Source organism: Nonomuraea roseola (genome assembly GCF_039535395.1).
In the GTDB taxonomy this organism is placed as follows: Bacteria; Actinomycetota; Actinomycetes; order Streptosporangiales; family Streptosporangiaceae; genus Nonomuraea; species Nonomuraea roseola.
Window position 1 is genome coordinate 412,904 of sequence record NZ_BAAAXC010000006.1, and the last position, 19,658, is coordinate 432,561.

At 72.6% G+C, this 19,658-nt stretch carries 15 protein-coding genes; 9 read left to right on the forward strand and 6 right to left on the reverse strand.

Annotated elements, in window-relative coordinates; translation table 11 throughout:
• Positions 1 to 143 precede the first annotated feature (143 nt).
• The 3 genes from ABFX55_RS07620 to ABFX55_RS07630 all read right to left on the reverse strand — a co-directional run bounded on the left by ABFX55_RS07620 (position 144) and on the right by ABFX55_RS07630 (position 3,336).
• Positions 144 to 1,454 (reverse strand): uracil-xanthine permease family protein, encoded by a 1,311-nt coding sequence (locus ABFX55_RS07620; protein ID WP_346118980.1) that lies wholly within the window; start codon positions 1,452 to 1,454, stop codon positions 144 to 146.
• Positions 1,455 to 1,535: 81 nt separating this feature from the next.
• Positions 1,536 to 1,745 (reverse strand): RNA-binding S4 domain-containing protein, encoded by a 210-nt coding sequence (locus ABFX55_RS07625; RefSeq protein WP_183646163.1) that lies wholly within the window; start codon positions 1,743 to 1,745, stop codon positions 1,536 to 1,538.
• Positions 1,746 to 1,755: 10 nt separating this feature from the next.
• The gene (locus tag ABFX55_RS07630; protein ID WP_346118982.1) at positions 1,756 to 3,336 is read right to left on the reverse strand and encodes a PucR family transcriptional regulator; all 1,581 of its coding nucleotides are present in this window, start codon (positions 3,334 to 3,336) and stop codon (positions 1,756 to 1,758) included.
• Between the two features lie 110 nt (positions 3,337 to 3,446).
• On the opposite strand from ABFX55_RS07630, the gene ABFX55_RS07635 reads away from it, so the two are divergent.
• The 6 genes from ABFX55_RS07635 (at position 3,447) to ABFX55_RS07660 (ending at position 11,683) form a co-directional block, all read left to right on the forward strand.
• Positions 3,447 to 4,310, forward strand: coding sequence for an oxamate carbamoyltransferase subunit AllH family protein (locus tag ABFX55_RS07635; RefSeq protein WP_346118984.1), 864 nt, complete (start codon positions 3,447 to 3,449; stop codon positions 4,308 to 4,310).
• The gene (locus tag ABFX55_RS07640) at positions 4,307 to 5,656 is read left to right on the forward strand and encodes an AllF/FdrA family protein (protein ID WP_346118986.1); all 1,350 of its coding nucleotides are present in this window, start codon (positions 4,307 to 4,309) and stop codon (positions 5,654 to 5,656) included. Before ABFX55_RS07635 ends, ABFX55_RS07640 begins: the two co-directional genes overlap by 4 nt.
• Positions 5,653 to 7,032 carry a YlbE family protein gene (locus tag ABFX55_RS07645; protein ID WP_346118988.1) on the forward strand — a complete coding sequence of 460 codons (1,380 nt, stop codon included), beginning with the start codon at positions 5,653 to 5,655 and terminating at the stop codon, positions 7,030 to 7,032. The genes ABFX55_RS07640 and ABFX55_RS07645 overlap by 4 nt, the downstream gene beginning before the upstream one ends.
• Positions 7,033 to 7,180: 148 nt before the next feature.
• Complete coding sequence (locus ABFX55_RS07650; RefSeq protein ID WP_346118990.1) at positions 7,181 to 9,424, forward strand: serine/threonine-protein kinase; 2,244 nt, start codon at positions 7,181 to 7,183, stop codon at positions 9,422 to 9,424.
• Between the two features lie 31 nt (positions 9,425 to 9,455).
• On the forward strand, positions 9,456 to 10,271 hold the full coding sequence (locus ABFX55_RS07655) for an MOSC domain-containing protein (RefSeq protein ID WP_346118992.1): 816 nt from the start codon (positions 9,456 to 9,458) through the stop codon (positions 10,269 to 10,271).
• A gap of 146 nt (positions 10,272 to 10,417) precedes the next feature.
• On the forward strand, positions 10,418 to 11,683 hold the full coding sequence (locus tag ABFX55_RS07660) for an MFS transporter (protein ID WP_346118994.1): 1,266 nt from the start codon (positions 10,418 to 10,420) through the stop codon (positions 11,681 to 11,683).
• Positions 11,684 to 12,283: 600 nt separating this feature from the next.
• Here ABFX55_RS07660 and ABFX55_RS07665 read toward each other — a convergent pair.
• Both ABFX55_RS07665 and ABFX55_RS07670 read right to left on the reverse strand, forming a co-directional pair.
• Positions 12,284 to 13,882, reverse strand: a complete 1,599-nt coding sequence (locus tag ABFX55_RS07665) for a bifunctional 3'-5' exonuclease/DNA polymerase (RefSeq protein WP_346118996.1) — start codon at positions 13,880 to 13,882, stop codon at positions 12,284 to 12,286.
• A gap of 138 nt (positions 13,883 to 14,020) precedes the next feature.
• On the reverse strand, positions 14,021 to 15,508 hold the full coding sequence (locus ABFX55_RS07670; protein WP_346118998.1) for a metallophosphoesterase family protein: 1,488 nt from the start codon (positions 15,506 to 15,508) through the stop codon (positions 14,021 to 14,023).
• Between the two features lie 100 nt (positions 15,509 to 15,608).
• Between ABFX55_RS07670 and ABFX55_RS07675 the strand changes: the two genes are divergently transcribed.
• Positions 15,609 to 15,992, forward strand: a complete 384-nt coding sequence (locus ABFX55_RS07675; RefSeq protein WP_346119000.1) for a hypothetical protein — start codon at positions 15,609 to 15,611, stop codon at positions 15,990 to 15,992.
• Here the strand turns inward: ABFX55_RS07675 and ABFX55_RS07680 are convergent.
• Positions 15,961 to 17,499, reverse strand: coding sequence for an FAD-binding oxidoreductase (locus ABFX55_RS07680; protein WP_346119223.1), 1,539 nt, complete (start codon positions 17,497 to 17,499; stop codon positions 15,961 to 15,963). The two genes, ABFX55_RS07675 and ABFX55_RS07680, sit on opposite strands and share 32 nt — an antisense overlap.
• A 32-nt stretch (positions 17,500 to 17,531) precedes the next feature.
• Here ABFX55_RS07680 and ABFX55_RS07685 point away from each other — a divergent pair, with 32 nt between their 5' ends.
• Positions 17,532 to 18,029, forward strand: coding sequence for a TetR/AcrR family transcriptional regulator (locus ABFX55_RS07685; protein WP_346119002.1), 498 nt, complete (start codon positions 17,532 to 17,534; stop codon positions 18,027 to 18,029).
• On the forward strand, positions 18,026 to 19,507 hold the full coding sequence (locus ABFX55_RS07690) for a glycerol-3-phosphate dehydrogenase/oxidase (RefSeq protein ID WP_346119004.1): 1,482 nt from the start codon (positions 18,026 to 18,028) through the stop codon (positions 19,505 to 19,507). Before ABFX55_RS07685 ends, ABFX55_RS07690 begins: the two co-directional genes overlap by 4 nt.
• Positions 19,508 to 19,658 lie beyond the last annotated feature (151 nt).

Here is a 19,658-nt window from a genome sequence, read left to right on the forward strand (position 1 = left end):
CCCACCCCACACCCCTCCTCCCAGCAGAACGCCCGCCGTCGCCCCGCCCGATCCCCTTCAGCAGAACGCCCGCCGTCCTCCCGGCCGTACGCGAAGGTGACGGAGCGGGGAGACGGCGGGCGTTCCGCGCCGCGGAAGGACCGTCAGGCCCGGTGAAGGGCGCGCAGCCCGTGGTAGCCGGCCAGCAGCACGATGGTCCCCAGCGCGATCCCGCTCAGCGCGAACGTCCCCGTCATGGGAAAGGCCACGGGCCCGATCGCGCAGATGATCCCCGCGCCCACCGGCACCAGGTTGACCGGGTCGTTCAGGTCGACCCTGTTCTCGATCCAGATCTTCGCCCCCAGCAGGCCGATCATGCCGTAGAGGATCGTGGTCACCCCGCCCAGCACCCCGCCCGGCGTCGCCGCCACCAGCGCGCCGAACTTCGGGCACAGCCCGAACAGGATCGCGATCACCGCCGCCACGTAGTACGCCGCCGTGGAGTAGACGCGCGTCGCCGCCATGACGCCGATGTTCTCCGCGTAGGTGGTCGTCGCGGGCCCGCCCACCGCCGTCGACACCACGGTGCCCACGCCGTCGGCCATGACCGCCCGCCCCATGTACGCGTCGACGTCCGCGCCCGTCATCTCGCCGACCGCCTTGACGTGCCCGACGTTCTCGGCGATCAGCGCGATCACCACGGGCAGCACCAGCACGATCGCCGACACCTCGAAGACGGGCCCGTGCAGGGTGGGCAGGCCGATCCAGTCGGCCTGGGCCACCGCGTCGAAGTTCACCCTGAAGTGCTCGGTGACCTTCCCGTCGCCGCCGGGCGCGGTGATCATCCCGCCCGTCCTGTCCCACAGCCACGACAGCGCGAACCCGAAGACCAGCCCGAGCAGCACACCGATCCTGCCGAGGAAGCCGCGGAAGACGCCGATGAAGACGAAGGTCGCCACCATCGTGATGAGCGCCACCCACGGGTCCTGCGGCCAGTAGACGTCGGCCGCCACGTAGGCCATGCCGAAGCCGATCAGCATGACGACCCCGCCGGTGACGATCGGCGGGAAGACCCTGTGGATGATCTGCACGCCCAGCAGGTGGATCGCCAGTCCCGCGAGGCCGAGCACCACCCCGACCGCCAGCAGGGCGCCCGTGACGGTGCCGTCACCGCCGCCCGCCGCCCTGATCGCGACCACGGCGCCCACGAACGAGGCGCTCGAGCCGACGTAACTGGGGATCCTCCCCTTGACGATCAGCAGGAAGATGATCGTCGCCACGCCCGACATCATCACCGCCAGGTTGGCGTCCAGCCCCATCACCAGAGGGAAGACGAACGTCGCGCCGAACATCGCGATCACGTGCTGGGCGCCGAAGCCCACCATGCGCGGCCACGACAGCCGCTCGTCGGGCTTGACCACCTCGCCCGGCGAGAGCTTCCTCCCGTCGCCGTGCACCTTCCAGCCCAGCGCCATCACACCACTTCCCAACCTGCGGTTACGTCTCCTGATTGATGTCGGAGAGAACCTTAGAGGTCAGGAGGACACGCTCGGTCGTCAGGTCACGTGAATGGTGAAGCCGTCGCCGCTGACCACGGCGCCCGACCTGATCTTGCAGGTCTTGCGGAGCTCGACCTCGCCGTCCACCAGCACCATGCCCTCGGCGATGAGGTGTTTGGCCATCCCGCCCGTCTCGGTGACGCCGCAGTACTTCAGCAGGTCGCACAGCGGGATGAAGTCAGAGTTGAGTTCGAAGTCCAGGTCCACGCACCACAGCCTAGATGCCGCGCATGCGCAGCACGTGCAGGGCCAGGGTCAGGTTGAGCCGCAGGTGGGGGTCCTCGGTGAAGTTGCCGAGCAGCCGCTCCAGCTTGCCGATCCTGTAGCGCAGGGTGTTGTAGTGGAAGTGCAGCCTGCGCGCGGTCTCGGCGACGTTCAGGTTGGTCTCCAGCAGCACCTGCAGCGTCCTGCGCAGGTCGGCGTTCTCGGTGTCGTCGTCCGCGGCGAGCGGTCCCAGCGTCTCGCGGACGAAGGCGTGTAACTCGGCGGTGTCGTTGACCAGCGACAGCAGCCGGTAGACGCCGAGCTGGTCGAAGTGGGCGACGGCGCCGGGCCCGTGCAGCTGGCGGCCCACGCGCGCCGCCTTCAGCGCCTGGCTGTAGGCCTCGGGCAGGGAATCGGCGCCGGGACAGGTACGGCTGGTCCCGGTGGAGAAGGTGCAGGAGGAGATGGCGTCGGCGAAGGCGGAGGCGGCGTCACGGGCCACCTTGGCGCTGTCGGCCGAGGCGTCGACGACGGCGACGACCTCGTGGGAGAAGCCGGCGACCGCGCCGCGCTGGTCGTGGCGGCGCACGGCCGCCGTCCACGAGGTGACGAGCCTGTCCTGGGCGGTCCGCTCGTCGCCCTCGGGGTCGAGCTCCGCCACCAGGACGGTGACCGGGCGCTCCAGGTCCCAGCCGAAGGCCCTCGACCTGTTGGCGACGCGCTCACCCGAGCCCGCCCTGCCGGTCAGGACGTCGCGCAGGAAGTCGGCGCGGTACTTGCTCTCGACCGCGTTGACCGCGTCCTGCCTGGTGATGACGAGGGCGGCGACGGTCGCCGCGCGTTCGAGGATGCCGACGTCGCTGTCGTGGATGACCCCTGAGGGGCTGTGCGCGACGATCCTGCCGTGGTGGTGTCCCCCCGCCACGATGGGCACCGAGGTGAAGTCGCCGGCGCGGCCTGCCGTACCGGCCAGCTGGCGCAGGGCGGCGACGTGCTCGGGCGGGCCCGCGGCGGCCAGCGTCCTGCCCGACCCGTCGAGGGCGGCCACGGCCACGTCGAGCAGGCCCGCGACCTCGGCGGTGACCTCGCCGAGCCCGCCGCCGGCCAGCACCACCTGCACCAGCGCGCGGTGCGCCTCCTCAGCGCGGACCAGCACGGCGGCCTGCCTGTTGAGGATGTCGGTCAGCACCTGGTTGAGGATGTCGTCGAAGCCGACGTTGTTGGGCAGCAGGATCAGCGGGAAGCCGAGCCTGTCGGCCTGGGCGACCATCTCGTCGGGCAACTCGTCGACGTAGCGGCCGAGCTTGATGGCGAGCGCGGCCAGGCCGCGTTCGTCGAGGTCGGCGACCAGGCGGTCGAGCGACTGGGGGGTGTTGCGCAGCGGGTAGCCGGTGGTCAGCAGCAGCTCGTGCGGCTTGACCCAGGCGAGGATGTCGGGAACCTCCATCACGTTGAGCCGCTGGACGATCCGGTCGAGACCGGACCGCCCCGCGATCAGCCGCGCCTCTGCGAGCGTGGAAACTCCGAGCACCTCGCCCACGGAGACGCCGTGGATGATCGTGCCGGTGCTTGCCAGGCGGACGGGGGGCTCCATGAGGCGATTGTGACGGATGAAGGCGTGTGTCAGGAAGAGCCAACCTTTTGACCGACTGTTGGCACATTTCTCCGTACGGAGGGGTGAGGGCCCGCTCTACCGTCGGGACCATGACGCTCGGCACGCAGAGAAGGGTTCACCCGCTGACCCACCTCACCGGGGCCGCGAGCTCGGCCGTGCGCCCGGTGCTCGAGTCGGCCAGGGCGCCCGCCAGGGTGCTGGCCGCCGTGTCCATGGGCGTGTACCTCGAGGTGCGGACCGAGCTGGAGCCCTCGGTGATCGCGTTGATCACCGGGGAGGCGACGAGGCTGCCCAACTCCGTGCTGCTGGCCGGCGAGCTGCCGCACGTCAGCGTGGGCGACGAGGCCGCCGTCGGCAACGGGGTGATCGAGCTCGGACGCTACAGGGTGAAGGCGCGCCGCTGGTGGGACCCCTCGCCCGCGCTGCCCCCCGTCGATCTCGTACGGCTGGCGCAGGCCACCTCGGCCCTGTCGCCCCAGACCACCAGGCGCCCGGGTCTCGAGGGCAACGCCGCGATCACCCTGCTGGCCTCGGGCTGCGCGGCGGGCTCGCTGCTGAGGGCCGTGACCGCCGCCGAGCAGCTGGTGGGGCTGGGCCCCGGCCTCACGCCCAGCGGCGACGACGTGCTCGCGGGCCTGCTGGTGGCGTTGCGTCACCTGGGCACGGCAGCGAAGGTCGAGCGCGCGGTGTGGCTGGCCGACTGGCTGGCCGCCGCCGTCACCTTCGACGCCGGCACCCGTACCACCCCGATCTCGGCGACGCTCCTGCACTGCGCGGCCAGGGGCGAGGCCAGTCCCGAGGTGAGCGCGGTTCTTCGCGGCATCACGGGGCAGCAGGCGCTCGAGCCCGCGCTGAGACGGCTGCTCCAGCTCGGCCACACCTCAGGCGCGGATCTCGCCCAAGGGGTCAGGATCGGCCTGGACTCCGTGCTCGCGCTGGGAGCCCGTCCATGAACTCGCTGGTGAAGGTGGTGCAGGGCGTCTACCACGACTCCGTGAGCCTGATGCGGGTCAGCCAGGCGTTGTCGGCGCTGCGGGACGTGGAGGTGGCGGTCGTCGCGATGGCCACGCCGCTCAACCTCGATCTGGCCAGGGACCTGGGCTTCGAGATCCCGCCCGCCGAGCCCTCCGAGCTGCTGGTGGCGCTGAGGGCCGAGGACGTGACGGCCGCGACGGGCGAGCTCGACCGCCTGCTGGGAGAGCTGTCGAGCCGTTCGGTCGCCACGGAGAGCGCGGGCTCTCCTCCTCGCACGACGCGCTCGGCCGCCAGGCTCGGTGAGGGGAACCTGGTGCTGGTGTCGGTGCCCGGCGAGCACGCCTTCGGGGAGGCGCTCGACGCCGTCGAGGCGGGCCTGCCCGTGATGATCTTCAGTGACAACGTTCCCGTGGAGCAGGAGGTGCTCCTCAAACGGCTGGCCGAGGAGCGCGGCGGACTGGTCATGGGCCCCGACTGCGGCACCGCGGTGATCGGCGGGGCGGGGCTCGGCTTCGCCAACGTGCTGCGCCCTGGCCCCGTCGGCGTGGTGGCGGCCTCGGGCACGGGGGCCCAGCAGGTGACCTCGCTGCTCGATCTGGCGGGGGTGGGTGTCAGCCAGGTGCTCGGAGTCGGGAGCAGGGACCTGTCGGAGCAGGTGGGCGGGGTGTCGGCGATGCGGGCGCTGCGCCTCCTCGACGAGGACCCCGCGACCGAGCTGATCGTGCTGATCTCCAAGCCACCCGCGCCCGAGGTGGCAGGCGCCGTGCGCGAGGTGGTGGACAAGCTGCGCACGCCGGTGGTCACGGCGCTGCTCGGCACCTCCGACGGCGACCTGACCTCGGCCACGGCGCAGGTCCTCGACCGGCTGGGCCGTCCCGTGCCCGACTGGCCCTCGTGGAGCAGGCCGGTCGCGAAGGGATCGGTCAGAGGCCTGTACTCGGGCGGCACGCTGTGCACCGAGGCCTCCCTCATCACGCCTGGCGGGTTCGTCGACTACGGCGACGACGTCTTCACCAGGGGCAGGGCGCATCCGATGATCGACGCGACGCTCCGGCTCGAGGCGCTGGCGAAGCTGGAGCCGGGAGAGGTGGCGCTGATGGACGTGGTGCTCGGGCACGGCGCCGACCCCGACCCCGCGCTGCGCCTGGCCCCTGCGATCGAGGCGGCCACGCGCGGGGACGTCCAGGTCGTCATCGCGCTGGTCGGCACCGAGGGCGACCCGCAGGGCCTGCGCCGGCAGGCCGAGGCCCTCCACGAGGCGGGCGCGTCGGTCTTCACCTCCAACGCCCAGGCAGCCCGTCACGCCGCAGGGAGCGCACGGTGACCCTTCTGCCCGCCGATCCGCACGTCATCACCGTCGGCGCCGACCTGCTCGGCGAGGCGCTGGACGCGCAGGCCGTACCGAGGACCCCTGTCGAGTGGCGGCCGCCGCTGCCGGGCACCGCCGCCGCGCTGGCGCGCGTGCTGGCCGACCCGCGCAGGAGCGCGGCCAACCAGCTGGCCGTGGGCCGCCTGCTGTCGGCCAGGCCCCAACTGGTCGGCGTACGGCCGGCCGCCGACGCGCTCGGTCTGGAAAGGGGCACCTTCCTGCACGCCGGGCCGCCGATCACCTGGGAGCGGGCCTCGGGTCCGATGCGCGGCGCGCTCATCGGCGCGGTGCTGCTGGAGGACATGGCCGCCACGGAGGAGGAGGCGCGGCGCCTGCTCGCAGGGGGCCGGGTGCGGCTCGACTCGTGCCATCACCACGGCGCGGTCGGCCCGATGGCCGGGGTGGTGAGCCCCTCCATGTGGATGTTCGAGGTGCGCGACGCCGAGCACGGCGGCACCGCCTACTGCTCGCTCAACGAGGGCCTGGGCAAGGTGCTGCGCTACGGCGCCTACGGCCCCGAGGTGCTCGAGCGGCTGCGCTGGATGGGCTCGGTGCTCGGCCCCTCGCTGCGCGACGCGCTGCGGGTCACCGGACCGATCGACCTGCGCGGGCTGATCGCCCAGGCGCTCCAGATGGGCGACGAGCTGCACAACCGCAACAGGGCGGCCACCTCGCTGTTCCTTCGCGAGCTCGCCCCTGCCCTGGTGGAGGCCGCTCCCGCGCACGCGGCGCAGGTGCTGCGCTTCGCGGGAGGCAACGACCACTTCTTCCTCAACCCGGCCATGGCGGCGGCCAAGGTCAGCACCGACGCCGCCCGCGGCGTCCCCGGATCCTCGCTGGTCGTGGCCATGGCCCGCAACGGCACCGACTTCGGCGTGCAGCTGTCCGGTCTGGGCGACCGCTGGTTCACCGGGCCCGCGGGCGTCCCCGACGGGCTCTACCTCGGCGCGTACGGCCCCGCCGACGCCAACCCCGACATCGGCGACTCCACCATCACCGAGACCTCCGGCCTGGGCGGCTTCGCCATGGCCGCCGCCCCCGCGATCGTGAGGTTCGTCGGCGGCGAGGTCGGCGACGCGATCACCGCCACCCGCTCGATGTACGAGATCACGCTCGCCGAGCACCCCGCCTACCAGATCCCCGGGCTCGGCTTCCGCGGCACACCCGTCGGAATCGACGTCGCGCTCGTCGCGCGGACCGGTCTGCTTCCCGTGGTCAACACCGGCATCGCGGGCAGGGTCGCGGGCACGGGACAGGTTGGCGCGGGACTGGTGAGCCCGCCCGCCGAGGCGTTCATTGCCGCGTTGAACGCGCTCGCATTCGATAAGTGATCTCTTTGGCAGTTTCCGCGTTGCCGCAGCTCACCCTGTAGATTACCTTCCGTTGACTTACGTTGATCATTCTTCGACTTCCGTTTACTAATCGCATGCCTATATCGTGTCGAACCTCGCAATTTGCGTTGGGAATGGGGGGCGGGAGATGTCGGACCGCTTGCTCGGAAAGGTTCCCGCCGAGGGAACCGGTGCGCCGGGGGGCGTGGAGAGTCAGGGTCGTCTGATCGGCCGGAGGTACAAGCTGCTGTCCCCTGTGGGCAGGGGCGGCATGGGCATGGTCTGGCACGCCCACGACGTGTTGCTCGACAGGCCCGTGGCGGTGAAGGAGCTGATCCTTCCCTACGGGCTCGACCATGCGGGCATGCAGGTGGCCCACCGGCGCATGATGCGCGAGGCCCGCTCGGCCGCGCGGCTCGGCCACCCTGGGATCGTCACCGTCCACGACGTGGTCGAGGAGGACGGGCGGCCGTGGATCGTGATGGAGCTGGTCAGGGCCTGGTCGCTGGAGCAGGCCATACGGCAGAGCGGCCCGCTGCCCGTCATCCAGGCCGCCGAGATCGGCGTCAGGGTGCTCGACGCGCTCAGGCACGCCCACGCGGCCGGAATCCTGCACCGTGACGTGAAGCCCGGCAACGTCCTGCTGACCGCCGACAGGGTGGTCCTCACCGACTTCGGCATCGCCGCGATCGAGGGCGATGTCACGATCACGCAGACCGGGCTGCTCATGGGTTCGCCCGCCTACGTCCCGCCCGAGCGGCTGTCGGGGCAGCCCATCACGCAGGCCGCCGACCTGTGGTCGTTCGGCGCGACGCTCTACGCCGCCGTCGAGGGCAGGCCGCCCTACGAGGGGCCCGACGCGATCGCGGTACTCGGCGCGGTGCTGACGCAGGAGCCGATCAAGCCGCAGCGGGCGGGGGCCCTGCTGCCGGTCATCGAGGGGCTGCTGCGCAAGAACCCCGCCGAGCGGATGAACGCCGCCCAGGTGGCCGAGCTGATGGAGCGGGTGCTGCGCAGCCACGGCTCCACCTCGGCGCGGTCGGCGGGGCCCATCCCCACGCCTGCGGACTCCACGCCGATGCATCTGCTGCCGCCCCTCGATCCGCCGTCGGGGCCGCTGCCCTCGCGGATCGTGGAGACGCCTTCGGGGCCGGTGCGGGTGCCGTATGACCCGCTGAACGGCCCTTCCGGTGGGCACGCGGAGCCGTACGCGGGGGTGGAGAGCCCTTCGGGCGCGCACCGCACCGACATGCTGTCCGCGCCCTCTGCCGGTTTCGACGCCTTCGGCAGCTCCTCGGGCGAATACCCCACGGCCAACCCCATGGGCGGCCCGACCGGCAACCCCACGGGCGCCCCGGCGGGCAGCCCAGTGGGAGGCCCGGCGGGCGGTCCGTTCGGCGGCTCAATGGGCGGTCCGGCGGGCGGCTCCTCTGGAGCGCATGGCTACGACGCCCTGCGCAGCGCCTCCGATCCTCACGGCCACCGGTTGCCCAGCGGGTACGACGCCCTCCGCTCGCCCTCGGGCCCGCACGGCGCTCCCCCGCAGGCGGGCGTTGGTGGCTCCCCTGAGGGCTCGCAGGGACGCGTGGCGGGAACCCCCGCCGCGCCCGTCCCGCAGCCGATCCTGCCGCTGACCGACAGCGTGCGCACGGGCCCCTCCGCGCAGCCTCCGTGGTCGCCGAACTCGGGACAGACGACCCGCGCGACGACCCGCGACAGGGAGGACCGCTCGGCCAGGGGCCGCAGGCGGAGCGCGGGCGGCGACGGCTGGCTGCACGAGGGCCGCCCGACCCCGCGCCTGGTCGTGACCGCCGTGGCGGCCGTGGGCGTGCTGACGGCCGCGATCCTGATCGTCTCCTCGGGCGGCCCCTCGTCCGAGCCCGGCGTGGCGGCCTCGCCCAGCGCCTCACCGGCCGCCTCCTCGGCCCCCGTCCCCGTGCCGCTGGCGGCCGTGACGGTGCCCGAGGGGTTCAAGGAGCACACCCCCGACGGCTTCACCGCCGCGGTTCCCTCGGCGTGGAAGCTGAGCACCTCCGCCGACAAGGTGGTCTTCGACGGGCCGAAGGACTCCGGTATGAAGATCACGGTGGAGCCCGCGACCCCGCAGAACGACGGCGGGCTCGCCGAGCTCACCGGACGGGAGGCCGACGGCGGCGTCGACGGCTACCTCAGGGTGCAGCTGCAGGAGGCGAAGTACCGCGGGTGGAAGGCCGCCGACTGGGAGTACCAGTACACCCAGTCGAACGGCGTGCCCATGCAGGCCCTGACCAGGCACGTCACGCTGACGGGACAGAGCGCCTTCACGATCACGTTCGTCGCGCCGCAGCTCAAGTGGGACGACCAGGCCAAGACCCGCGAGGTGTTCCTGAACACCTTCAGCCCCGCTTCCTAGCGTCAGGGGGATATGGGGTACCGTCGCCGCCATGAAACTGGCGAGCGTCCATTTCTATCCGGTCAAGTCCACGATGGGGCACGACGTCCCCGAGGCCGAGGTCGAGCCCTGGGGGCTGAAGGATGACCGCCGATACCTGGTGGCCACCCCCGAAGGCCAGATGCTGACCGCCAGGGAGGAGCCTCGGCTGCTGACCTGCAGGGCCGAGGTGTCCGACGGCACGCTCACCCTCACGGGGCCGCACCGCGAGCCTCTCAGGGTGACGCCGACGACCCTGTTGACCGAGGTGCGCGTGTGGCGCACGGAGGTGAAGCTCACCGACTGCGGCGACGAAGCGGCGGAGTGGCTTTCGGCCCTGCTCGGCCGCTCGGTGCGCCTGGTGTGGCTCGACGACCCGACCCGCCGTCCCGTCAACCCCAAGCACGGCACGCCGCAGGACCGGGTGTCGCTCGCCGACGGCTACCCCGTGCTGCTCGCCTCGACCACCTCCCTCGACCGGCTCAACGACTGGATCGCCGAGACGGCGGCCGAGCGGGGCGAGGAGGTGCCCGCGCCGCTGCCGATGCGCAGGTTCCGCCCGAACGTGGTGGTCTCGGGCGTGGAGGAGCCGTTCGCCGAGGACGGGTGGAGGCGCGTGCGCATCGGCGAGGTGGACTTCCGCGTGACCAAGCCGTGCGACAGGTGCGTGCTCACCACGATCGACCCCGACACCCTGGAGAAGGGCAAGGAGCCGCTGCGCACGCTCGCCAAGTACCGCAGGATCGACAAGCAGCTGCTGTTCGCCGTCAACCTCATCCCCGACGGGACCGGCGTGATCAGGATCGGCGACCCCGTCGTCCCCTCCTGACCACCCCAGGCCCGCGTCTCTGGGCGGTCGTCCCCTCCTGACCACCCCAGGCCCGCGTTCCCTCTGAGCGGTCGTCCCCTCCTGACCCACCCCCAGGCTCGCAGTCCCCTTTGGGCGGATGTCAGGGGCTATGCGACACTTCACCGGTGACCACCGCCCCTGCCAAACCAGGATCGCCGTCCGTCGAACGGGTGCAGCGCCGCACCCTCGCCGTCCTGTCCGCCGCGCAGATCACCGGCGGCGTCGGGGTGGCGGTGGGCCTGGCGCTCAGCTCGCTGGTCGTCTTCGACCTGTCCGGTTCTGAGGCCATCAGCGGCCTCGCGGGAACGGCCACCGTGCTCGGCGCGGCGCTGCTCGCCCTGCCCGCGGCCAAGGCGGCGGGCAAGGGCGGCAGGAGGGCCGGGCTCGGCCTGGCCTACGTCGCCGCGCTGACCGGATGCGTGATCTCCGTACTGGCCATCAGCATCGCCTCGTGGCCGCTGCTGCTTGCCGGTCTGGTGCTGGTGGGCGGCGGCAGCGCGGGCAACCTGGCCGCGCGCTACTCCGCCACCGACCTCTCGCCTCCCGGCCACGCCGGCAGGCACCTGTCGCTGGTGGTGTGGGCGGCGACGATCGGCTCGGTCGCGGGCCCCAACCTGGCCGACCCCGCCGACCGGCTCGGCATGAGCATGGGCCTGGTGCCGACCGCGGGCCCCTTCGCCTTCGCCGCGCTGGCCTTCGCGGTGGCGCTGCTCATCGTGGTGGCGGGGCTGCGCCCCGACCCGCTCAAACTCGCCAGGCAGCTCACCGGGACGGCCGGCGCCACCGGGGGCAGGTCGAAGACGATCAAGGACGCGTGGGGCACCCTGCGCGCCACCCCCGCCGCCCGCGCCGCGCTGCTGGCCATCGCGGTCAGTCACACCGCGATGGTGTCGGTGATGTCGATGACCCCTGTCCACCTGCGCCACGAGGGGGCGGAGCTCAAGGTCATCGGCCTGGTGCTGAGCCTGCACATCGCCGGCATGTACGTGCTGTCGCCGGTGGTCGGGTGGCTGGCCGACAAGGTCGGCAAGGTGCCCGTGCTGGTGCTCGGCATGGCGCTGCTGGTGGCGTCGGCGGCGCTGGCGGGTACGGCGGGCGACCGCGTCTGGCAGGTCACGGCGGGCCTGACGCTGCTGGGCATCGGCTGGTCGTGCGGTCTGGTGGCGGGCTCGGCGATGCTGTCGGAGTCGGTGGCGATCGAGCGCCGCCCCGCCGTGCAGGGCCTGTCGGACCTGCTCATGAACATCTGCGGCGCCACCGGCACCATCATCGCGGGAGCGATCGTGGGTGCGCTCTCGTACGGCGTGCTCGGCCTCGTGGTCGGCGTCATGGTCACGGCCACCGGCCTGTGGCTCGCCCTGGCCCGCCCCTCCACCGGCGCCCCCGCGTAGACCCCCACCCCGCCACCCCGGGTAAACCCGAACCACCACCGGCCACCGCCGCTCCCAGATGAACCAGAGCCACCACCCGGCCACCGACGCTCCCGCATAACCCAGAACCCTCACCCCCGTCGCCCTGCACTCCCGGGGCGAACCCGAACGACCACCCCATCGACCTACGCTCTCCCGGGGTGAACCCGAACCGCCGCCGCTCTGTCGCAGACCTCTCCCGGGTGAACCCCAGCCCACCCCATCGACCTACGGTTCCCCGGGTGAACCCGGACGACCCACCCCATCGACCCACGCTCCCCCGGCAGCCCGAACCGCCGCCGCCCTGTCGCGCCCCCTCCCGGGTGACCAGAGCTCTCACCCCGTCGCAAACCTCTCCCGGATGAGTCCTAGGCCAGCCCCACCCCATCGACCTACGCTCCCCCAGGTGAACCCGAACCGCCGCCGCTCGGTCGCAGACGTCTCGGGTGACCAGAGCGCTCGCCCGGCGCCCCATGCTCCCCCGTCAACCGGGGCCCGCCGTCCCGGAGTTCGCCCCTCTCCCTGGTCAGGGCGCCGGAAACGCGGTCTGGGACCGTCCGGGGAGAGCCGCGGGCGCGGCCGTCACTTGGCGTCGGCGTAGCACGAGACCGTGACGGCCTCCATCGGGAAACGCACGGGCGTCGCGCCGAACAGCAGTCTGCTCGCCTCGGCCGCGGCGGTGGCGATCGCCGCGGTCACCTGCTCGGCCTGCTCGAGCGGGCAGTGCACCATCACCTCGTCGTGCTGGAAGAACACCAGCCGCGCGGGCTCGGGCAGCAGCCCCCTCAGCACGGCCAGCAGCGCGAGCGCCCACTCGGCGGCCGTGGCCTGGACGACGAAGTTGCGGGTGAAGCGCCCCCTGTCGCGCGCCGCCCTGGCACCGTCGGGCCCCGCGACGAGGTCCTTCCACCGCTGGGAGGGCGGCGGGCTGGTGCGGCCCAGCCACGACCTGACGAGCTTGCCCTCCTCCCCTGCCTTGGCCGCGTCCTCGACGAAGCGGTAGGCCAGCGGGAAGCGCTCGCGCATCACGGCCAGCAGCTTGGGTGCGTCGCCGCTGGTGCCGCCGTACATCGCCGACAGCATCGCGATCTTGGCGTGGTCGCGCTCGCCCCCGAACGCCTTGGCAAGCGCGGAGTAGAGGTCGATCTCGCCCGCCGCCCTGGCCAGGCCGCGGTCCCCCGCCATGGCGGCGAGCACCCTGGGCTCCAGCTGCGCCGCGTCGGCGACGATCAGCGCCCATCCCTCGTCGGCCACCACCACCCTGCGCATCATCTTGTGGATCTGCAGCGCGCCTCCTCCGCTGGTGGCCCACCGCCCCGAGACGACGCCGCCCACGACGTACTCGGCCCTGAACCTGCCCTCGCGCACCCACTGGTCGGCCCACGCCCAGCCATGGAAGCTGTAGAGCCTGGCCAGCTCCTTGTAGGCCAGCAGCGGCCCGACGGCGGGGTGCTCGATCTGCTTGAGCTCGCCGGACCTGGTCGTCTTCAGCGCCACCCCCGCCCCCTTGAACGCCTTGACCAGCTGCTGCACGGAGTCGGGGTTGACGGGGTGGCCGAAGGCGGCCGTCACCTGGTCGGCGAGCGCCTGGAGCTTGGCCGGCCGCATGCCGTGCACGGGCCTCGGGCCGAGCAGCTCGGTGAGCAGCTCGTCGTGGATGTCTCTGCGCCACGGCATGCCGTCGTGGCCCATCTCGGCCGCCACCAGCGCCCCTGCCGACTCGGCGGCCACCAGCAGCCTGAACCTGCCGGGGTCGGGCAGCGCCTCGATCCTGGCGAGCTGGTCGTGCAGCACCTCTGCCAGCGCGTCGGCGCCGAGCTCGGCCCGCTCGGGCTCGAACAGCGTGTCCTGCCGCGCGGCGGGGCCCGCGCCCTCGTCGTCGGGCACCGGGAGCCCGTGCAGCCTGGCGTGGGCCGCCTCGGCCGAGCGCGCCTCGCCGTAGCGGCCCTCGTGCGCCAGCAGCAGCCCCTCGGTGAGGGCCAGGTCATGGCAGCGCGACACCCGCACGCCCGCGGCCAGCAGGCCGGGATAGAGGTGGCGGGCGTCGGCGAAGACCCAGCGCGGCCTGCGCTCCTCCATCTCACGGACGGCGCGCCCGAGGTCGTCGGCCCTGCGGAGCTCGCCCCCGACGGGGAGCAGGGACCCGCCCCCTGAGGGGTCGGAGGTCAGCGCGACGTACACGCCTTCCAGCCTGCCAGGCCGTACCGACATTTCCCCGGCGGGCCCGCGCCGGAGAACCGGCGGCCCCACGTTGGAGAACCGGCGGCCCCACGCTGGAGAACCGGCGGGCCCGCGCCGGAGAACCCGGCGGCGCACGCGCTAGAGAAGGGAGATCGACACCTCGTCCTCCAGCGGCGGGTCGAGCTCCTGCGGAAGGCAGCCGGTCGCCGCGAAGCAGCGGATGGTCAGCCGCGAGGGTGTCACCTCCAGGTGCAGGAAGCTCTTGAAGAACGGCGGGGTGTCCCAGTCCGACAGCTCCGACAGGTAGCGGTGGAAGACGCTGCCGACCGGCAGCCTGAACGGCATCGGCCACGCGCCGAGCACGCGCGCGGCCCACCTCATCCTTCGGGTGATCGTGACGGCCGGGTCGATCCGCCTGACCGGCGTGTTCTTGATCCGGTCGGCCATGATGCAGGCCGCCTCGGCGGGGGTGAGGAAGAGCCACCGCATGCGCAGGCGCTTGGCGTAGAGCTGGCTGTAGAACGACAGCGAGTCGCCGCGCAGCGGATAGCACTTGAAGTCGTCCTCGTGCACCCCGGCGACGCCGACCCTGCCGATCGTGTGCGTGGCGTGCATGAAGGCCCCCGCCCCGCCCGAGACGATGTACTGGATCACCCTGTCGCCCACCCTGACCGGGTAGCGCTGGTAGTTGTGCACGTCACCGCCGATCGCCGCGACGTAGCGGTGCGCGGGGTCGCGGACGATGTCGTCGATGGTGCCCCCGCCCTCCAGCGCCGAGGGCTTGTGGACGTCGCGCGTGTAGATCGGCTTGCCGGTGATGAGGATCTTCGGCCGGGGGTCGAGCGAGGTACGGCGCAGCCACGCGGTCTGCTCGGCGTCGATGGCCCCCTTGATGCCGGTGTCGACGCCCACGATCAGCAGGCTCTCGCTCTCGATGGCCCAGTAGGGGGCGGGCTGCACCGCCTGCTGGGAGGGGGCGCCGCGCAGCTTGCGCGCCTCGGCGAGCGCCTGCTCGTCGATCCGCTCCGACTTGCGCCACAGCAGCGCGCGCAGCCCCCTGTCGGGACGGGGCTTGAGCGGCGGCGCGTCGCAGAAGACGCGCATGAACCCGCCGAGCCCGTCGTACCAGTCGTGGTTGCCGGGGATGGCGTAGACGGGGGCCTGGTAGTCCTTGTAGGGCCTGAAGAACTTGTCGCAGTACTCGTTGCCCGCCCCCGTCGGGTAGACGACGTCGCTGGCGATCACCGCGAACGAGGTGCCCGCGCCCACGTGCAGCATGCCCGGCACGACCGCGTACTGGGAGTCGTCGCCCTCTCCTGGATCGCCTAAGAGCAAGAAGCTGAAGCTCTTGCCCACGCCTGGCCTGATCCTGAAGTCGCCGTCGACGCCGCGCGCCCGCTGCGCCTCGACCCAGCGCCGCCGTACCTCGCCCGAAGGATCGCCGAACAGGCCGGCGAGGATCTCGTTGCGTGAGCGCCAGAGCGTGCGCGGATGGAACCAGGAGAAGGTGTCGGTGTTGGGCCGAAGGCCCTTGTACGACCCGATCTGCTGGCAGCGCCAGCCCGCGCCCTCCTCGGAGGTGCGGGAGGAGGACCGCTTTCCACGCTCTGCGGCGACTTCGACCATGACCATATCTTTACCCGATCACTGGGCCTGTCATCGAGTGACCACGTGCGGTAGCCTTCATCCCCCAAGCAAGCGGTTGTCGATCGTGCGGGGGGCTGCGATGGCCCGCAACGGTTCAGGGGATGGGCTGAGTGCCGACGCCGTCGAGGGGCTGCTCGCCTACGCCGCGACGCAGCGGCGGTTCGGCGGGCGAGCGGTGAGGAACGTCGAAAGAGCGATAGCGGGCGCCAGGGGGCTGGCGGCCCGCGACCCGGTCGCGCACACGGGCCTGCTGGTCAGGGCGCTACGCGAGGGCGCGAAGCTGCGGCTGGCGCGCGGCGATCCCGCGCGGGCGCTGCCGATGGCCGAGGAGGCGCTCGGCCTGGCCAGGGGGCTCGGCGGGGCGCCGCTGGCCATGACGCTGCACTGCGTGGCCGACGTGCTGACCGCCCTCGACCGCAAGGACGAGGCCCTCAACCTGCTGAGGGAGGCGGACAAGCAATGAGGACGCCGGGGTTCATGATCCCCTGCGGGTCGAGCCGCTGCTTGACCGCGCGCAGGATCTCCACGCCGAGGGGCCCGATCTCCTCGGCGTAGGCCTGGCTGTGGTCCCTGCCGACACCGTGGTGGTGCGAGATCGTGCCGCCCGCTGTCACGATGGCCTCGTTGACGGCCCGCTTGGCCCGCTCCCACTCGGGCAGGCCCTGGTTGGTCACCACGGTGAAGTACAGCGAGGCCCCGGTCTCGTAGACGTGCGAGATGTGGCACATGACCAGGGGTGAGCCGAGTTCGGCGTGCAGGGTGAGGCGCACCGCGTCGTACAGCCTGGGCAGGTTCGACCAGAAACCCGCCGTCTCCAACGTCTCGACGGTGGCGCCCGCCGCGAGCAGGGAGTCGCGCAGGTACGGCGCGGCGAACCTGCCGTGCTCCCAGGCCTGGCCAGGCTCGGCGCCGAGGTGGGCGCCGCCCTGCTCGGCGAGGACGGCGGCGGCCGCCTCACGGTCCTTCTCGTGCCCGGCGATCAGCAGGCAGCCGGAGTCTCCCGAGCCGATGGCCTCGGGCCTGGCCAGTCCGATCATCGTCTCGGTCTCGTCCGACAGGCGCAGGACGGCAGGCAGCACCCCTTCCTGGGCGAGTCTGCGCATCGCCGCCGATCCCGCCTGGAACGACTCGAACCGCCAGCCCTCGTAGACCGTCGCGGACGGCCGTCTGCGCACCCGCAGGCGCAGGGAGGTGATGACGCCGAAGGCGCCCTCGGAGCCGAGGACCAGCTGGCGCAGGTCGGGCCCCGCCGCGGACTTCGGCGCCCTGCCGAGGTCGAGCGCGCCGCTCGGAGTGGCGACGGTCAGCCCGACCACCATGTCGTCGAAGCGTCCGTAGCCGGCCGAGGCCTGGCCGCTGGAGCGCGCGGCCGCGAACCCGCCGAGCGTGGCGTACTCGTAGGACTGGGGGAAGTGGCCCAGTGTCAGCCCGTGCTCGGCCAGCAGCCGCTCGGCGTCGGGGGCGCGCAGCCCAGGCTCGAGCTCGGCGACCATCGACTCGGTGTCGACGGAGACCAGGCGGTCGAGCCTGCCCAGGTCGAGCGCGACGACGCCCTGGCCGGCGACGAGCCCGCCGACGACCGAGGTGCCACCGCCGAACGGCACGACGGCCACCCGGCGCGCGGAACACACCTCGAGCACGCGCAGCACCTCCTCGTGGCCGGCTGGGAGCACGACCGCGTCGGGCGCGTCGGAGGCGTCGCCCTCGCGCATGCGCATGAGGTCGGGCGTGGACTTGCCCCTCGTGTGCCTGACCCTGCTCTCGTGGTCGGTGCGCACGTGCGCCGCGCCGACCACCGCGGCCAGCTCGGCCAGCGCCGCAGGGGAGAGCGTCGGCTGAGGGAGCCGCACCTCCTCGAGCGCCGCCGCCTCGGCCGGCTCGCGCACGCCCATGAGGTCGTGCAGGAGCGTGCGGATCTGGTCGGGCAGCTCGCGGGCCTTGGCGGGGTCGCCCCAGCCGCTCCACAGCATCGGTTCGTTCTCCACGCCTTACACTGTGACATATGACGGCAATTCGTCACAATGACGCCGTGCTGGACGCCGCGTACGACTGCGTGCTGGCCTACGGGGTGCGGCGTACGACGCTGACCGACGTCGCGAGGCGGGCGGGGGTGTCGCGCATGACGATCTACCGGGGCTGGCCCGACGTCGGCAGCCTGGTGGGCGACCTGATGACGCGCGAGTGGCTGCGGGTGGTGTCGGGTCTCGACCTGTCGGACCCCGTCGCCGCCGTGGTCGAGGGCGTGCGCGCGCTGCGCGAGCACCCGCTGTGGCGCAAGATCGTGGACGTCGACCCCGAGCTGCTGCTGCCGTACCTGACGCGGCGCAGGGGCGCCAGCCACGACGCCATCCTCGCCGTACTCGAAGGCGCGATGACCCCCGCGCGGGCGCGGGCCGTGCTGCTGACCGCCCAGTCGTTCCTCCTGTCGGCCCACACCATGGCCGACCCCGAGACACTCGACGCCGAACTGGCGACCCTCTTGGAGAGGTATCTCACATGAACACCTCACTGAACGCCGCGCGCAGGCTGGCCGAGCTGGAACGGGTTCGCGTCGAGACCGTGGACGTGCTGGTCGTGGGGCTCGGCGCGACGGGAGCGGGAGTGGCGCTCGACGCCGCCTCCCGTGGCCTCACAGTAGCCGCGATCGACGCGCACGACCTGGCTTTCGGAACCTCCAGATGGAGCTCCAAGATGATCCACGGCGGCCTGCGCTACCTGGCCAAGGGGCAGGTCGGCGTGGCGCGCGAGAGCGCGGTCGAGCGCGGCATCCTGCTCACCCGCACCGCGCCGCATCTGGTGACGGCGGCGCCGTACCTGCTGCCGCTCACCCCCGAGGTGTCGAGGGCGCAGGCGGCGCTGGTCATGACCGGCTACCGCATGGGCGACGGGCTGCGCGCCGCCGCCCGCACCCCGCGCCGCCTGCTGCCGGGGCCATCCAGGCTGTCCACGTCCAGGGCGAGGGGGCTGGCGCCCGTGCTGCGCGAGCGCGGCCTGCGCGGCGCCCTGCTGTCGTGGGACGGCAGGCTCCTGGACGACGCCCGCCTGGTGGTGGCGCTCGCGAGGACCGCGGCGGGTCACGGAGCGCGGATCCTGACCAGGTGCAGGGCGCTGGAGCTGCACCGCGAAGGGGCGCAGGTGCGCGACGAGCTGACCGGCGAGTCGTTCACGATCAGGGCGCGCGCGGTGATCAACGCGGCGGGCGTGTGGGCGGGCGGGCTCACTCCCGGCCTCAGGCTGCGGCCCTCGCGCGGCACCCACCTGGTGCTGCGCGGCGAGACCCTCGCCGGGCTGCGCGCGGGGCTGCACGTGCCGATTCCCGGCGAGAGCAACCGCTTCGCCCTGGTGCTCCCCCAGGCCGACGGGCGGGTCCACGTGGGGCTCACCGACGAGCCGCTGGAGGGGCCGGTGCCCGACGTGCCCGAGGTCCCCGAGACGGACGTGAGCGCCCTGCTGACCGTGCTCAACACCGTCCTCGAGGTCCCGGTGGCCAGGAGCCAGGTGGCGGGCGCCTACGCGGGCCTCAGGCCGCTTCTGGAGGCCGAGGGCCGCACGGCCGACCTGTCTCGCAGGCACGCCGTCCTGACGTCGGCGGACGAGGTGATCACCGTCACCGGCGGCAAGCTGACCACGTACCGGCGCATGGCCCAGGACGCGGTCGACCGTGCGGTCCAGCTCAGGCACCTGCCCGCGGGGCCCTGCGTGACGCATCGCCTCCCCCTGGTCGGCGCGCGGCCCTATGACGGCTCCTCACGGCTGGCCGCGCGGTACGGCGGCGAGGCCGAGGCCGTGCGGGCGCTGACGCGGGAGCACCCCGAGCCTGTCGGCGCCGGCGTCACGCTCGGCGAGCTGGTCTGGGCGGTGAGGCACGAGGGCGCGCTCGACGAGGCGGACCTGCTCGATCGCCGCACCAGGATCGGGCTCGTCGCCGAGGACAGGGAGGCCGCGACCGGCGCCGCCCGTCACGCGTTGACTCTCTGAACGCGTGTTGGCCCCTCCCGCACACCCCCTAAAGCGTTAGGTTAGTCTTACCTAAGACGGGGATCGGGGGAAGTGACACATGCGCAGGGGCTGTGACCATCCGGCCGGCGCTCACACCGGTGACGTGCCGACCCTTGCGAGCGCCACAGTG

Bases quoted from the DNA above. Each gene is read 5' to 3' on its own strand.
- ABFX55_RS07675 (WP_346119000.1), top strand. From the start codon at position 15,609: ATGGCCCGCAACGGTTCAGGGGATGGGCTGAGTGCCGACGCCGTCGAG.
- ABFX55_RS07635 (WP_346118984.1), top strand. From the start codon at position 3,447: ATGACGCTCGGCACGCAGAGAAGGGTTCACCCGCTGACCCACCTCACC.
- ABFX55_RS07670 (WP_346118998.1), bottom strand. From the start codon at position 15,508: ATGGTCGAAGTCGCCGCAGAGCGTGGAAAGCGGTCCTCCTCCCGCACC.
- ABFX55_RS07690 (WP_346119004.1), top strand. From the start codon at position 18,026: ATGAACACCTCACTGAACGCCGCGCGCAGGCTGGCCGAGCTGGAACGG.
- ABFX55_RS07640 (WP_346118986.1), top strand. From the start codon at position 4,307: ATGAACTCGCTGGTGAAGGTGGTGCAGGGCGTCTACCACGACTCCGTG.
- ABFX55_RS07620 (WP_346118980.1), bottom strand. From the start codon at position 1,454: ATGGCGCTGGGCTGGAAGGTGCACGGCGACGGGAGGAAGCTCTCGCCG.
- ABFX55_RS07685 (WP_346119002.1), top strand. From the start codon at position 17,532: ATGACGGCAATTCGTCACAATGACGCCGTGCTGGACGCCGCGTACGAC.
- ABFX55_RS07650 (WP_346118990.1), top strand. From the start codon at position 7,181: ATGTCGGACCGCTTGCTCGGAAAGGTTCCCGCCGAGGGAACCGGTGCG.
- ABFX55_RS07655 (WP_346118992.1), top strand. From the start codon at position 9,456: ATGAAACTGGCGAGCGTCCATTTCTATCCGGTCAAGTCCACGATGGGG.
- ABFX55_RS07680 (WP_346119223.1), bottom strand. From the start codon at position 17,499: ATGCTGTGGAGCGGCTGGGGCGACCCCGCCAAGGCCCGCGAGCTGCCC.
- ABFX55_RS07630 (WP_346118982.1), bottom strand. From the start codon at position 3,336: ATGGAGCCCCCCGTCCGCCTGGCAAGCACCGGCACGATCATCCACGGC.